A 14,720-nucleotide genomic window follows, 5' to 3' on the forward strand; every position below is an offset into this window, starting at 1 on the left:
TACCCCGGGCTCCCCGCAATCCCCGATATCCACTAAAGCGATGCACCATACTGGAAGAGTGACCCACGACGTGACCAGCACTGCCCTGCCCTCCCCCGTCCGCCTGCACGACCCGCAGCTGCGCGGCTTCGCCTCCGACAACTATTCGGGCGTCCACCCGGAGATCCTCGCCGCCCTCGCAGCGGCCAACGACGGCCACCAGGTTTCCTACGGCGAGGACGTGTACACCGAGCGGCTCCAGGAAGTGATCCGCGGCCACTTCGGCGCAGCCGCGACGGCCTTCCCGGTCTTCAACGGAACCGCGGCGAACGTGCTGGGCCTGCAGTCCCTGCTGCCGCGCTGGGGCGCCGTCGTGTGCACGCAGACCGCCCACATCAACATGGACGAAAACGGCGCGCCCGAGCGCATCGGCGGCATGAAGCTGCTCCAGGTCGCCTCGGCCGACGGCAAGCTCACGCCCGAGCTCATCGACAAGGAAGCCTGGGGCTGGGGTGACGAGCACCGCGCCCAGCCGCTCGCCGTCTCCATCGCCCAGTCCACCGAGCTGGGCACCACCTACACCCCGGCCGAGGTCCGGGCCATCACCGAGCATGCGCACGCGCTGGGCATGAAGGTGCACATGGACGGCGCCCGGCTGGCCAACGCCGCCGCCTACCTTGGCGTCCCGCTGCGCGAGTTCACCACGGACGCGGGCGTGGACGTGCTCTCCTTCGGCGGCACCAAGAACGGCCTGCTCTACGGCGAAGCGGTGGTCGTGCTGAACCCCGAGGCGGACTCCGGTCTGAAGTACCTGCGCAAGATGAACATGCAGCTGGCCTCCAAGATGCGCTTCATCTCCGCGCAGTTCATCGCCCTGCTCGAGGATGACCTCTGGCTGCGCTCCGCTTCGCACTCGAACGCGATGGCCGCCCGGCTCCGGGCCGGCGTCGAAGCCATCGACGGGGTGCGGCCCACGCAGCCCACCGAAGCGAACGCCGTCTTCGCCGTGCTGCCGCAGGGCACCGCCGACCGGATCCGCGAAGCCTTCCGGTTCTACGACTGGGACGCGTCGACCGGTGAGGTGCGCTGGATGTGCTCGTTCGACACCACCGAGGACGACGTCGACGCGTTCGTCGCAGCCGTCGCCCGCGAGCTCGGGGCCTGAGACGGCGCGCCTGCCGCGCACTGTCTGAGGCACGACTTACGCTTCGTACGTGACCGCGCTAGCACAGGTACCTTCGGACTTTCTGGTCGCACTGGGAGCCCTCCGGCGGGCCCGGTGCCGGAGTGAGCTGCGGCTGGAAGAAATCCCGGCGCCCTCCCGCCTCGCGCCGTTCGCCGTCGCCCTCGGGGCCGAGGTCATCGGGCCGGACCCCGCGCGCCGTGCCGTGCACGGGCCGGCCATGCTGGCGGCGCCGCAGGCGGACCCGCAGGAACTGGCGACCGGCCGTTTCATCCTGCTCCACGACCCGGAAGGCTCCGACGTCTGGGAGGGCACTTTCCGGATCGTGACCTACATCCGGGCCCAGCTGGAGCCGGACATGGGCAACGATGCGATGCTCGGTTCGGTCGCCTGGACCTGGCTCGTCGAGGCCCTGGACAGCCACCGGGCCGCGTACCGCTCGGCCGGCGGGACCGCGACCCGTATCCTCTCGGAGAGCTACGGCACCCTGTCCGAACGGCAGGATTCCATCGACATCGAACTGCGGGCGTCCTGGACACCAGCCGAGGCCGACGTCCAGGCCCATCTGGAGGCGTGGTCGGACATGGTGTGCACCTTTGCCGGGCTCCCCCCGCTGCCCGAGGGTGTCCGCGCCCTGCCGCACAGGAGAAGTTAGGCCCGGAGATGTCAGGCAGAGCCGCTGCTGGCCGGGCGCATCAGTTGACTTAGGAAACAATCTGCGCCCCGATTAGACTGAAAGTGACATGACCACGCAGAACCCACACGATGCCCAGGCCGCCGAGGCCCCCGCCCCGCCGACAGCCGAGGAACTGGGGATTGAAGGTTTCGACGGCGAGATCCCCTCAGTGGTCGAGCTCAGCGAACCCAGGGAAGGCATCCCTCCGGTCATTGCCACCGACGAGGGCCTGGCCCGCGCCGCCGCCGCGCTGGCAGCCGGCACCGGTCCCGCCGCAGTCGACGCCGAGCGCGCCTCCGGGTTCCGCTACGGCCAGCGCGCCTTCCTGGTGCAGATCCGCCGCGAGGGCGCCGGAACCTGGCTGATCGACCCGGAGCCTTTCAACGACCTGAAGATCATCAACGAGGCCCTCAGCGGCGTCGAGTGGATCCTGCATGCCGCCACCCAGGACCTGCCCTGCCTCTCCGAGCTGGGCATGTGGCCGGACGAGCTCTTCGACACCGAACTGGCCGCGCGCCTCGCCGGGCTCCCGCGGGTCGGGCTGGCAGCCGTGATCGAACAGCTGCTCGGCTTCAGCCTCGCCAAAGAACACTCCGCCGCCGACTGGTCCACGCGCCCGCTGCCGGAGCCGTGGCTGCGCTATGCCGCCCTCGACGTCGAGGTGCTGGTGGAGCTGCGCGAGGAACTGGTGGAACTGCTGCGGGAACAGAACAAGCTCGAATTCGCCCACGAAGAGTTCGCCGCACTGCTCACCGCCGGCCCGCAGCCGCCGCGCACCGACCCCTGGCGGCGCACCTCCGGCCTGCACCAGCTCCGCGACCGCCGGCAACTGGCAGTGGTGCGCGAGCTGTGGCTCGAACGTGACCAGCTGGCACAGAAGCGCGACGTCGCGCCGGGCCGGCTCATCCCGGACTCGGCCATCATCTCCGCGGCCAGGTCCATGCCGCAGACGGTTCCCGAGCTGCTCAGCACCAAGGGCTTCCACGGCCGTGCAGCACAGCGCGAAGCGCCCCGCTGGGTGCGGGCGATTGCCGGCGCGCGGCAGCTCGAGGAGCTGCCGCCGCTGCACGTGGCCAGCAACGCCCCGCCGCCGCCGCGGGTCTGGGCCGACCGGGACCCGGAGGCAGCCGCGCGGCTGGCCACGGCCCGCAACCGCATCGCCGCCCTCGCCGAGACGCTCGGCATACCGGTGGAGAACGTGCTCACCCCCGACTTCCTGCGCCGGGTCTGCTGGCGCCCGCCGGCCCGGATCACCGAGGAAGCCGTTGCCGGGGAGCTTGCCGCTCTTGGGGCGCGCCCCTGGCAGATCAAGCACTGCGCCCCGCTGCTCACGGACGCCTTCCTGAACCCTGACCCGCTGCCGGTCAAGGAGCGCAAGGAACAGGCCTCCGCAGAGTGACCCCGCAGACCGGACGGGTGTTGCACCACTAAGTTACCCGCGAGTAACATGTGATCCGGTGCCGCGGGCAGCCCCCGCGGAGAAAGCCGATCTCGATGAGGAGTAACAGGTGGACGCGACAACCGATACCGGACAGCAACCCAGGACAGCCCGATCCGCCGTGCGCGACGTGGTGTTCGTGGACGGCGTCCGCACCCCGTTCGGCAAGGCCGGGGAAAAAGGCATCCATGCCGGGACCCGCGCAGACGACCTGGTGGTCAAGTGCATCCGGGAGCTGATGCGCCGCAACCCCTCGCTGCCCGCCGAACGCGTGGACGACGTCGCCATTGCCGCGACCACTCAGACCGGGGACCAGGGCCTGACGATCGGCCGGACCGCCGCCCTGCTGGCCGGCCTCCCCCGCACCGTTCCGGGATTCGCCATCGACAGGATGTGCGCCGGAGCGATGACCGCCGTGACGACCACGGCGTCCGGCATCGGCTTCGGCGCCTACGACGTCGTCATTGCCGGCGGCGTCGAGCACATGGGGAACCACCCGATGGGCCAGGGCGTGGATCCGAATCCGCGTTTCCAGACCGAACGGCTGGTGGACCCGGCGGCCCTGAACATGGGCAACACGGCCGAAAACCTGCACGACAGGTTCCCGGCCATCACCAAGGAGCGCGCCGACGCCTACGCCGTCGCCAGCCAGGCGAAGCTGCAGCAGGCCTACCAGGACGGCCACATCCAGCCTGACCTGGTGCCCGTCGCTGCGAAGAAGCCCGGCCAGGGCTGGACGCTGAATACCACCGATGAGCCGCCGCGGCCGGGCACGCAGCTGGAGGACCTCGCCGGACTGCGCACCCCCTTCCGCGCGCACGGCCGGGTCACCGCGGGCAACGCGGCGGGCCTGAACGACGGCGCGACGGCGGCGCTGCTGGCTTCCGCCGACGCCGCCGCCGAGCTCGGCCTGCCGGTGAAGATGCGCCTGGTCTCCTACGCCTTCGCCGGCGTCGAGCCCGAGGTCATGGGCATCGGCCCCGTCCCCTCCACGGAGAAGGCCCTCCGGCTGGCCGGCCTCGGCATCGAGGACATCGGTTTGTTCGAAATCAATGAGGCCTTCGCCGTCCAGGTGCTCTCCTTCCTGGACCACTTCGGCATCGCCGACGACGACCCCCGCGTCAACCGCTACGGCGGCGCAATCGCCGTCGGCCACCCGCTGGCGTCCTCCGGCGTCCGGCTGATGACCCAGCTGGCCCGCCAGTTCGAGCAGGACCCGTCGGTCCGCTACGGCATCACCACCATGTGCATCGGCCTTGGCATGGGCGGCACGGTCATCTGGGAAAACGCGCACTACACCGAAGGAAACGCAGCATGAGTGTCAACGATTTCGCCCCTCTCGCCGACCTGTTCCCCGGCGAAACGGTCACCCACTCCTATGTGCAGGACATCGAGCTGCCCGGCGGTGCCGGCACCTTCGCCCTGATCACGCTGGACAACGACCTCGACGCCCGCAAGCCCACCACGCTGGGCCCCAACACGCTGATCGAGCTCGGGCAGCGGCTCGAGGAACTGAAGAAGCGCGCCGCAGCCGGCGAAATTGTCGGCGTCGGCGTGACCGGCAAGCCCTACTACCTCGTGGCCGGCGCCGACCTGTCGGCGGTCAAGACCCTGAAGGAACGCCAGCACGGCCTCTGGATGGCCCAGCTGGGCCACGAGGTGTACGGCACCCTCGCCAACCTCGGGGTGCCCAGCTTTGCGTTCATCAATGGCACCGCCCTCGGCGGCGGCCTGGAGATCGCCCTGCAGTCCACCTACCGCACGGTCTCCTCCGGCGCCGCCGGCATCGGGCTGCCGGAGGCCTTCCTCGGGCTCGTCCCGGGCTGGGGCGGCGTCTACCTGCTCCCCCGGCTGATCGGGCCCGCGAACGCGGTGAAGGTCATGATCGAAAACCCGCTAAGCAACAACCGCACGCTCAAGGGTGCGGAAGCGTATGCGCTCGGCATCGCAGACGCTGTGTTCGAACCGGCCGATTTCCTTGAGCAGTCGCTGGCTTGGGCCGCGCGCGTCGTCTCCGGTGAGACCACTGTGCAGCGCCCGCACGCCGTCGACCCCGCCGAGGCGTCGGAGGAATGGGACGCCGCCGTTGCCGCCGGGCGCGCCTTCGTGGAAGCGAAGACCGCCAACGCCTCCCCTGCACCGGCGAAGGTCCTGGACCTGCTCGAAGCCGGTAAGACGATGACCCAGGCCGACTCCGCCGACGCCGAATGCGATGCGCTGGCGGACCTGATGCAGACGCCGGAGTTCCACTCCACGGTGTACGCCTTCCTGGATCTGGTCCAGAAGCGCGCCAAGCGCCCCGCCGGAGCCCCCGACGCCGCGCTCGCCCGTCCGGTAACCAAGGTCGGCGTCGTCGGTGCGGGGCTGATGGCCAGCCAGCTGGCGCTGCTCTTCGCGCGCCAGCTCAAGGTGCCCGTGGTGATGACCGACATCGACCAGGCCCGCGTGGACAAGGGCGTGGGCTACGTGCACGCCGAGGTGGACAAGCTGCTGGCCAAGAAGCGCATCTCCCCCGACGCGGCCAACCGCACCAAGAGCCTCGTCACCGGTTCCGTGAGCAAGGAGGTCTTCGCGGACGCCGACTTCGTCATCGAAGCGGTCTTCGAGGAGCTCTCCGTCAAGAAGCAGGTCTTCGCCGAACTCGAAGCCGTCGTTTCGCCGGAGTGCATCCTGGCGACCAACACGTCCTCGCTCTCGGTCACCGCCATGGCGGAGGACCTCCAGCACCCGGAGCGCCTGGTCGGTTTCCACTTCTTCAACCCGGTCGCGGTCATGCCGCTGCTGGAGATCGTGCGGGCGCCGAAGACCGACGACGCCGTCCTCGCGACCGCCTTCGCCCTCGCCAAGGGCCTGCGCAAGACGGCCGTGCTGGTCAAGGACGCCGCGGCGTTCGTCGTCAACCGCATCCTCGGGCGCATGTTCGGCGAGATCACCGCCGTCTTCGATGAGGGCACGGACGCGGCGACCGCCGACAACGCGCTGCGGCCGATGGGACTGCCGATGACGCCCTTCAAGCTGCTCGCGCTCGTCGGCCTGCCGGTCGGCCAGCACGTGCAGGAGTCCCTGCACGCAGCGTTCGGGGACCGGTTCCACGTCTCCGCCAACCAGCAGAAGCTGATCGACGCCGGCAGGAAGGGCCTCTGGGAGAAAGACGCCGAGGGCCGCGACGTCGTCACCGAGGACACCTTGGCGCTGATGAGCTTCGGCAGCAGCCCGTCGACGTCGGAGGAGGTGCTGCGCCGGACCCAGGACGCGCTGTCGGACGAGATCGGCCGGATGCTCGACGAGGGCGTCGTCGCCGCCCCGGAGGACATCGACCTGTGCGTGATCACCGGCGCCGGCTGGCCCATGTTCCTCGGCGGCATCACTCCGTACCTGGACCGCACCGGCTCCTCCGAGCGGGTCCTCGGACGGAAGTTCCACCCGAACGGGCTCTGAGCCACAGGCTGGTTGACGGCGGCGGCGTCGCTTCGGCGGAATCCGCCGCCGTCGTCCGCCGCCGTCGTTCTCCGCGGGCGGAGGTAAAACAGCCGTTCCAGGCGCGAAGGGGGCTGTTTCAGCATTCTCACCTCCCCGGGCGGAGACCCGAGCGCAATCCCCTTCCGCGTCCGGGTCAGCTGCTGCGCAGGGCGGCGAGGAAGGCTTCGCTGGTGAGGGCTGCCGGCTGCAGGTCCAGCTGTTCCGCCAGCTTCCAGAGCAGCGGCGCCGTCAGGCCCTCCGGCGGCTGCTCCCCGGCCGGGAACAGCCGCTGAACGACGTCCAGCACCGGTCCCCGGTCCGCCAGCCGCCCGTCGCGAAGCAGCACCAGGTCATCGCACTGGGCTACGGCAAAATCCAGGTCATGCGTGACCATCACTACCGCCCGGCCCGCTGCCGCTTCCTCCCGCATCAGCCCGGCGAGCAGGGAGAGCCCCGCCTTGTCCAGGGCAACGGTCGGCTCGTCCAAGGCGAGTACGTCGGGCCCGGCGGCGAGGATGCTGGCCAGCGCGACGAGCCGCCGGTCCGAAAAGGACAGTTCGAAGGGGTGCTCACCGGCCACGGCGCCCAGCCCGCAGCGCTCCAGCGCCGCGGCGGCCCGCTCCGCTGCTTCGGCCTTGGACGCGCCCTGGCTCCGCAGACCGAATTCCACCTCACGCTGCACGGTGCGCTGGAACAGCTGGCTGTCCGCGTCCTGGAAGAGGTAGCCGACGCAGCGCGCGAGCTCACCAACCGGGTGCCCTGCCGTGCGCAGGCCGCCGACGTCGACAGTACCCTCCTGCGGCACGGCGAGCCCGTTGAGGTGGCGCAGCAGCGTCGTCTTGCCCGCCCCGTTGGCCCCGATCACCGCCGTCCGGCGTCCGCGGGGGATGTCGAGGCAGACGCCGTCCAGCGCGGGACGGCCCGCGGCAGGCTCCGACCGGCGCCGGACCCGGCCGGTCCACGCCGACGCGGGCGGCGGGTAGCGGAAGGTGACCCCGCGCAGGGTGGCGGCGGGACCGTCATGCGCGGGCACGGAACCGGCAAGCCCCGGGGCGGCCGCTCGGACAGGGCGGACCCGGACGCCGGCTGCCGGGCGGAGTCCGGCAAAGAACCGGAGCGCTTCGGACTCGGTCAGCGGCAGCGCCGCAGCCTCCAGCGCCGCAGCCTCCGGCCCCGCTGCCCGGGCACCTCCCGCGCCAACACCTCCCAGGCCGGCCGCCTGCCGCGCCAGCTCCGCGTACGGGTTGCCGTTCACCGGCAGGCGCGCCAGCCGGTCCGAAGCCGCCACCTCCCGCCAGCTGCCTTCCAGCACCAGCTTCCCGCCGTCCAGCACCGCCACCTGCGCGGCACGGGGCGCATAACCCTGCAGTCCCTGCTCCGCCACGACGAGCGCCAGCCCTTCGCCCAGCAGTACATCGAGCAACTGTGCCAGCGACTTCCGTGCCTCGGCATCGAGACCGGACATCGGCTCGTCGAGCACCAGGACGCGGGGCCCGGCGATGACGCTAGCGGCGATCACGGTCTTCTGCAGCTCGCCGCCGGAAAGCTGCAGCGGAGACTTCGGCAGCAGCTCCGCGATGCCCAGCAGCTCCGCGGTATGCCGGACTTGCACCACCATCCGCTCCCGGGGCACGCCGCGGTTCTCCAGCGCGTAGGCCAGCTCGTCGGCGACGGTGTCCTTGACTCCGGAGAGCTGGGCGCGGGGGCGCTGGCCGACGAAGCCGACCACCTCGCTCCAGCGGGCGAAGTCCAGCGAGGGGTCGTCCGCGCCGCCGTCGAAACGCAGCTCCGCGCCGTCGAGCCGGAGCGCGCCGACAAGCCGGCCCGCACCGGTGAGATGGCCGGCCAGGAGCCGGGCCGCCGTCGTCTTACCGGACCCCGCGCCGCCAACGACGGCTGTGGCCGAACCGGCCGCCGCCTGGATCCGGACCCGCCCAAGGGCCGGTTGCACGGCCCCGTGATAGGTGAAACCGGCGCAGTCGAGGGAAATCACCGCAGCCACCTCCACCCGATCCACAGCACAGCGAAGAGGAGCAGCAGCAGCAAGGCGGAACGGCGGAACCGGCGCTGTGCCGGGGAGTCGGGCGCCTCGGTGAGGCTGGTGCGCGGTCCCGGCAGTCCGAGTCCGCGGGCCTCGAGCGCCCGGGCACGCTCGTCGACGTCGGAGAGCAGCCCGACCACCAGCGGCACCAGGAGCATGAGCAGGGCGCGGCCGCGGGAGACCGCGCCGCCGCGGATCACCAGCCCGCGCGCCTGCTGGGCCGCGCTGATGTCCCCTGCCCTGGACGCGATGTCCGGCGCCAGCCGCAGCGCAGCCGACAGCACGTACACCGCCTTCGGGTTCCACCGCCGCGCCACCAGTGCCGCCGTCAGGTGCTCGGCCCGGACCGTGAAGGAAAAGATCAGGAACGCCAGCACGAAGACGCACAGCCTGAACGCCATCGCCACGGCGAACCAGGTCCCCTCCGCGGTGATCCGGACCGGACCGGCGGCCAGCAGGACCTCGCGCCCCTCCGGGTAGAAGAACACATTGATCAGCGCGATGGACAGCAGCGTGGGCAGCAGGATCGCGGCCGCCGCAGCGAGGATGCGCCGGTGCCGGCCGGACAGCACCAGCGCGGGAACCAACACCGCGGCCAGGACGGCTGCCGAGAACTGCCAGGCGTCCACGAGCAGGGTCAGGGCGACGACAACGACGGCGCCGGTCAGCAGGGTGAGGGGGTTGAGGCCGCCGGCGTCCGCCCGGCCGCCGGCGATCACCCCTGCGTCGCCCCGGTCTTCGCCGGGCGAGCGGTTTCCTCCGAACGGCGGCCGGCAAGGACGCGGTAACGGCGCACGAAGTCGAAACGGGTGCGGATCCGCGGCGGCAGCGCGTAGACGAGGAACACGACGATGGCGAAGACGATCGCCTTGTCCAGCGGGTCGGAGAGCAGGCCCTGCTTGGTGGTGGCGGCGAGCAGGGTGTCGCCCATCGCGCGGAAGGCGCTCACGATGGCACCCGTGCCGATGCCCGAGGTTCCCCCGAAGACAAAGGTCGCAATCGGCGCGGCGATGGTTCCGGAGAACACGCCGACCACTGCGCCGACGATCGGGGCCAGATAGAAGCGGCGGAAGACGCCGAGGCGCGCGGCCCAGCCGGCGAGGAATCCGATCAGGGCCGCGCCGGCGGCGAACGGCAGCACTGTCGGGTTGAAGAGGGCCCAGACGATGTTGGACAGCGCCCCGGTGGCAGCACCCGCCGCGGGCCCGGCGAGGACAGCGACCAGGACAGTGCCGATGGAATCAAGGTAGAGCGGCAGGCCCACCGTGCCCACGATCTGGCCGACGACGACGTTCAGGGCCAGTGCGACCGGCAGCAGCACGACGGTGCTGGTCGGAAGGGCCGGCAGCGTCGCCACCAGCAGCAGCACCGCGCCGCCAAGGAACCCCAGCAGCGTGACCAGCCCGGCCGGGTTGCCGAACCCGCCGGCGACCTCCGCCGGCTGGGTGGCAATCAGGTACACGTAGGTGCCGACGATGAGCGCCGCACCGAGCCAGTTGAGCCAGCGGCGCCGGCCGGCGGGGTCGGTCTTGGCGGTCGCGGCGAAGGGGTGGGACATGGCCATCCTTTGGAAAATGTTCGTCTTCCGGGCGGGCAGCCCGGACCAGTCTGCAGGAAGCGCCTATGTCACCTTGGCACTTGGCCGGGACTCGCCCGGCAACGCCCTATTCTATCCAAGCCAACGGCGTTCTACCGAAGAGAGCGGGCAAGGCTTCCGACGCGGGTGAGGATCTCCTCGAAGCAGGCGGACGGGTCGTTGGCACTGACGATTTTCGCGTTCGGGGGCTTCTTCCACATGCCGGTGAAGTCGGCGACGGTGGTGCCGATGGTCAGCGGCGAGGAGGTTTCGACGTCGACCGTGGCCAGCCGCGTGCCGATCGACGCCGCGCCCGCGGCCACGGTGGCGGCGAACGGATCGTGCATGTGCGCGAGGAAACCCTGGTCGTACTCGCGGTGGAACTCCATGTAGAAGCGGATTGCATCGGACAGGCAGGCCACCAGCGGGTTGTCCGAGGTGCTGCGCAGACCCGACGGGTCCTCCGGGGAGATGATCTCCGGACGGCCGGCGCCGGCCAGTTCACCGAGCCGGCGGATGTGGGCCGGGGTCATCTCGATCCGCTCGGTGGTCTCCAGCGCGCAGACCACCGGCAGCAGGTCCTCCGGCAGGCCCTGGTATGCGTCGAAGACCACCTTGGCGGCGTGCGGGTCCACCGAGATGTTCCACTCCGCCGTCGGCGTCGTGTTGCCCGGATAGTTGAACGCCCCGCCCATGATGACCAGGCCCTTGAGCAGCCGCGGCAGCTCAGGGTCCAGCTTCACGGCGAGCGCGAAGTTCGTCAGCGGGCCAGTGATCAAGCCGGTGATCTCCCCCGGCCGGCGGCGGACCTCCTCCACCCACGCCCGGACGCCGTGGCGGTCGGAGATCTGCTGCCGGGCGGGCGGCAGCTCGGCGTAGCCGATCCCCTGCGGCCCGTGCGTCTCCTCGGTGGTCTGCAGCGGGATCTGCAGCGGCACCTCGGCACCGACGGCCACCTCGATGCCGGCCCTGCCGCAGAGTTCGAGCAGCGCCAGGTTGTTGCGGGCCACCTGGGCTGCTTCCACGTTGCCCGCAGTGCAGGTGATCCCGACGATTTCCACCTCGGGGTTCGCCAGCAGGTACACCAGCGCGAGCGCGTCGTCGATGCCTGTGTCGACGTCGAGCAGGATGTTCGGCACGGATCCTCCGGGAAAGGGTCAAGGGGTCAGCCTTCACTGTAGCGCCCCGTGCACCCGCCGCCGGCCTACTCCAGCGCGGCGCTGGGGCGGTGCTCGGGCCGGCCGGTCGAGCCGCCGGCCAGACACTCTACGAGAAGCCGACCAATGCGGCGGCCCGCCCCCCTTCCGGGAGGCGGGCCGCCCGCGTTTGCCGGGCGCTCGTTAGAAGAGGGCGACCTTCGGGGTGCGCGGGAAGATCTCGTCCAGGGCCGCCAGGTCCTCGTACTCCGGCTGCCAGGACACGGCGTCGACGTTCGCCCGGATCTGTTCCGGCTTTGTGGCGCCCGCGATCACGCTGCCCACCGACGGCTGGGCGGCGAGCCAGGAGAACGCGACCTGCAGTTCGGTCAGGCCGCGCTCCTTGGCGAAGTCCCCGAACTTGCCCAGCTGCTCCCAGTCCGCATTCTCCAGCAGGTTCTGCCGGGAGTGGGTCAGGCGGCTGCCCTCCGGGGCTTTCCCGCCCGAGTACTTGCCGGTCAGCAGCCCGTTGGCGAGCGGGAAGTACGGGAGCAAACCCAGACCGTACGCCTCCACCGCCGGGACCACCTCGAGTTCGGCCCGGCGGTCCAGCAGGTTGTAGTGGTTCTGCGCGGAGATGAAGGGCGTGTAGCCGCCCATCTGCGCGGTGAATTCGGCCTCGGCGATCTGCCAGCCGGCCCGGTTCGAGTGCCCGATGTAGCGGACCTTGCCGGAGGTGACGAGGTCGTCCAGCGCGGCGAGGGTCTCCTCGATGGGGGTGATCCCGTCCGGAGTGTGGTACTGGTAGAGATCGATCCAATCGGTGCCGAGCCGGCGCAGCGAGGCCTCGGCAGCCTTGACGATGTAGCGGCGGGAACCGCGGGCTCCCCAGTCGACGCCGTTGGCGCCGCTCATGTCCATGCCGAACTTGGTGGCCACCACGACGTCGTCGCGGCGCGTGCCGAGGGCCTTGCCGAGGAACTCCTCGCTCAGGCCCGGAGTCTTGCCGTAGGTGTCGGCAACGTCGAACAGGGTGACCCCGGCGTCGAGCGCAGCCTGCACGAGCGTGGTGCTGCCCTCAAGCGATTCGGTGGGCGTCCCGGCGCGGCCTAGGTTGTTGCACCCGAGGCCGACGACGGAAACGGTCAGTCCGGAGGTGCCGAGTTGGCGAAATTCAGTCATAGCCCCACCCTATCCAACCGCGGCACGCCGCAGCGGCCGGGGCGGGCGGCGCCGCTCAGAGTTCCGGCAGCTGCCCGGTGTGGGTGGGGGCCTCTGCGCCGCTCAGCGGCCGCGCGTGCGGCACCTTCGTCCCCAGGACCTGGGCGACCACGTCCTGCGCCACCTGCCGTGCGGTCAGCCCCACGCGGGCCAGCACTTCCGAACGGGTGCCGTGATCCAGGAATTCGACCGGCAGTCCGACCTCGTTCAGGGCGGTGTCCACTCCCACAGCGCGCATCTCCTGGCGGATGCGGGAGCCGACGCCGCCTGCGCGGACGCCGTCCTCGATCACGATGACGATGCGGTGGCCGGCGGCGAGGTCGATGATCGATTTCGGTACCGGGAGCACCCAGCGCGGGTCAACCACCGTGGAACTGATGCCCTGGGCCCCCAGGCGGTCGGAGACATCCAGCGCCAGTTCGCTCATGGCTCCGACGCTCACGATGAGCACGTCGTTGGCGGTGGACCCGCTCGGGCGCCGGGCGAGCACGTCGACGCCGTCGGCGAGCCGTTCCAGGGCCTCGACTTCGGCTCCCACGCTGCCCTTGGAGAAACGGATGACGGTCGGCGCGTCGGAGACGGCCACGGCTTCGCGCAGTTCCTCGCGCAGCCGGGTGGCATCGCGAGGGGCGGCCAGGTGCAGGCCGGGCACGCTCTGCAGCAGGGCCAGGTCCCACATGCCGTGGTGGCTGGCGCCGTCGGGCCCGGTTACGCCGGCGCGGTCCAGCACCACCGTGACGCCCGCCTTGTGCAGCGCCACATCCATCAGGAGCTGGTCGAAGGCGCGGTTCAGGAAGGTCGCATACACGGCCACCACAGGGTGCAGGCCGCCGTAAGCCATGCCCGCGGCGCTGGTGAGCGCGTGCTGCTCGGCGATGCCGACGTCGAACACCCGGTCCGGGTGCTTGGCGGCAAACTTGTGCAGGCCCACCGGGATCAGCATGGCGCCGGTGATGCCGACGATGTCCTCACGCTCGTCGGCGATGTCAGCGATTTCGCTGGCGAAGACCGAGGTCCAGGACTGCACTCCGCCGGGATCGACCGCCTCGCCGGTTTCCGGGTCGATGACCCCCACGGCATGGAACTGGTCGGCGTCGTGGGCACGCGCCGGCGCGTACCCGCGGCCCTTCTGGGTCATGGCGTGCACGATCACCGGGCCGCCGTACGCCTTCGCGCGGGCGAGCGCGGACTCGACCGCCTTCAGGTCGTGCCCGTCGACGGGGCCGACGTATTTCAGGCCCAGGTCCTCGAACATTCCCTGCGGCGCCCACCAGTCCTTGATGCCCTTCTTCATGGCATGCAGGCTCTTGTAGAGGAACTGGCCCGCGGGACCGCCGTTCTGCAGCTTGTGCTTCCACCAGGTCAGCGTGCCTTCGTAGGCCCGGTGCGTGCGCACCTTGTCGATGGCGGGACGCAGCGAGGCGAGGTAGTCCGCCAGGCCGCCGACCGTGGGCGCGTAGGAGCGGCCGTTGTCGTTCACGACGATGACGACGCGGCGGTCCTTGTCCGCAGCGATGTTGTTCAGCGCCTCCCAGGCCATCCCGCCGGTGAGCGCGCCGTCGCCCACGACGGCGACGACGTACCGGTCGCCGTCGCCGGTGAGCTGCCGGGCCCGCGAGATCCCGTCCGCCCAGGAGAGGGAGGATGAGGCGTGCGAGCTTTCAACGATGTCGTGCACCGATTCGGCGCGTGAGGGGTAGCCGGAGAGGCCGCCCTGCTGCCGGAGGGTCGAGAAATCCTGCCGGCCGGTCAGGAGCTTGTGCACATAGGACTGGTGGCCGGTGTCGAAGACGATGCTGTCCCGCGGGGAATCGAAGACCTTATGGATGCCAAGAGTCAGTTCGACGACGCCCAGGTTGGGGCCGAGGTGGCCGCCGGTGGCCGCGACGTTCGTGATGAGGAACTGGCGGATCTCCGCCGCCAAAGCCTCCAACTGCCGGGGGCTGAGTTTGCTGAGGTCCCGGGGATGCTGGATTGTCTCCAAAAGTCCCACGTCTTCCTCCTAATCCTT

General features: G+C 70.6%; 11 protein-coding genes. 5 read left to right on the forward strand and 6 right to left on the reverse strand.

Annotated elements, in window-relative coordinates; genetic code table 11:
• Positions 1 to 40 precede the first annotated feature (40 nt).
• The 5 genes from KIH31_RS05610 to KIH31_RS05630 all read left to right on the forward strand — a co-directional run bounded on the left by KIH31_RS05610 (position 41) and on the right by KIH31_RS05630 (position 6,714).
• Positions 41 to 1,144: a low specificity L-threonine aldolase gene (locus KIH31_RS05610; RefSeq protein ID WP_214426085.1), complete on the forward strand. Its 1,104-nt coding sequence runs from the start codon at positions 41 to 43 to the stop codon at positions 1,142 to 1,144.
• Between the two features lie 49 nt (positions 1,145 to 1,193).
• Complete coding sequence (locus KIH31_RS05615) at positions 1,194 to 1,817, forward strand: DUF3000 domain-containing protein (protein WP_214426086.1); 624 nt, start codon at positions 1,194 to 1,196, stop codon at positions 1,815 to 1,817.
• 88 nt (positions 1,818 to 1,905) lie between these two features.
• Positions 1,906 to 3,237 (forward strand): HRDC domain-containing protein, encoded by a 1,332-nt coding sequence (locus KIH31_RS05620; protein WP_214426087.1) that lies wholly within the window; start codon positions 1,906 to 1,908, stop codon positions 3,235 to 3,237.
• Between the two features lie 109 nt (positions 3,238 to 3,346).
• Positions 3,347 to 4,594, forward strand: a complete 1,248-nt coding sequence (locus tag KIH31_RS05625; protein WP_214426088.1) for an acetyl-CoA C-acyltransferase — start codon at positions 3,347 to 3,349, stop codon at positions 4,592 to 4,594.
• Positions 4,591 to 6,714 carry a 3-hydroxyacyl-CoA dehydrogenase NAD-binding domain-containing protein gene (locus tag KIH31_RS05630; RefSeq protein ID WP_214426089.1) on the forward strand — a complete coding sequence of 708 codons (2,124 nt, stop codon included), beginning with the start codon at positions 4,591 to 4,593 and terminating at the stop codon, positions 6,712 to 6,714. Before KIH31_RS05625 ends, KIH31_RS05630 begins: the two co-directional genes overlap by 4 nt.
• A 175-nt stretch (positions 6,715 to 6,889) precedes the next feature.
• On the opposite strand, the gene KIH31_RS05635 is transcribed toward KIH31_RS05630, so the two are convergent.
• The 6 genes from KIH31_RS05635 to dxs form a co-directional block, all read right to left on the reverse strand.
• Positions 6,890 to 8,728: an ABC transporter ATP-binding protein gene (locus KIH31_RS05635; protein WP_214426090.1), complete on the reverse strand. Its 1,839-nt coding sequence runs from the start codon at positions 8,726 to 8,728 to the stop codon at positions 6,890 to 6,892.
• The gene (locus tag KIH31_RS05640; protein WP_214426091.1) at positions 8,725 to 9,495 is read right to left on the reverse strand and encodes an energy-coupling factor transporter transmembrane component T; all 771 of its coding nucleotides are present in this window, start codon (positions 9,493 to 9,495) and stop codon (positions 8,725 to 8,727) included. The genes KIH31_RS05635 and KIH31_RS05640 overlap by 4 nt, the downstream gene beginning before the upstream one ends.
• The gene (locus KIH31_RS05645; protein ID WP_214426092.1) at positions 9,492 to 10,334 is read right to left on the reverse strand and encodes an ECF transporter S component; all 843 of its coding nucleotides are present in this window, start codon (positions 10,332 to 10,334) and stop codon (positions 9,492 to 9,494) included. The genes KIH31_RS05640 and KIH31_RS05645 overlap by 4 nt, the downstream gene beginning before the upstream one ends.
• A gap of 131 nt (positions 10,335 to 10,465) precedes the next feature.
• Positions 10,466 to 11,491 (reverse strand): nucleoside hydrolase, encoded by a 1,026-nt coding sequence (locus tag KIH31_RS05650; protein ID WP_214426093.1) that lies wholly within the window; start codon positions 11,489 to 11,491, stop codon positions 10,466 to 10,468.
• Positions 11,492 to 11,692: 201 nt separating this feature from the next.
• On the reverse strand, positions 11,693 to 12,670 hold the full coding sequence (locus KIH31_RS05655; protein ID WP_214426094.1) for an aldo/keto reductase: 978 nt from the start codon (positions 12,668 to 12,670) through the stop codon (positions 11,693 to 11,695).
• 55 nt (positions 12,671 to 12,725) lie between these two features.
• Positions 12,726 to 14,702, reverse strand: a complete 1,977-nt coding sequence (dxs, locus tag KIH31_RS05660) for a 1-deoxy-D-xylulose-5-phosphate synthase (protein WP_214426095.1) — start codon at positions 14,700 to 14,702, stop codon at positions 12,726 to 12,728.
• Positions 14,703 to 14,720: the final 18 nt, after the last annotated feature.

The organism is Paenarthrobacter sp. DKR-5, from assembly GCF_018531425.1.
Classification (GTDB): Bacteria; Actinomycetota; Actinomycetes; order Actinomycetales; family Micrococcaceae; genus DKR-5.

What these genes read in the sequence shown, in the direction of transcription:
- KIH31_RS05645 (WP_214426092.1), bottom strand. Translation starts at nt 10,334, where the DNA reads ATGTCCCACCCCTTCGCCGCGACCGCCAAGACCGACCCCGCCGGCCGG.
- KIH31_RS05620 (WP_214426087.1), top strand. Translation starts at nt 1,906, where the DNA reads ATGACCACGCAGAACCCACACGATGCCCAGGCCGCCGAGGCCCCCGCC.
- KIH31_RS05630 (WP_214426089.1), top strand. Translation starts at nt 4,591, where the DNA reads ATGAGTGTCAACGATTTCGCCCCTCTCGCCGACCTGTTCCCCGGCGAA.
- KIH31_RS05655 (WP_214426094.1), bottom strand. Translation starts at nt 12,670, where the DNA reads ATGACTGAATTTCGCCAACTCGGCACCTCCGGACTGACCGTTTCCGTC.
- KIH31_RS05610 (WP_214426085.1), top strand. Translation starts at nt 41, where the DNA reads ATGCACCATACTGGAAGAGTGACCCACGACGTGACCAGCACTGCCCTG.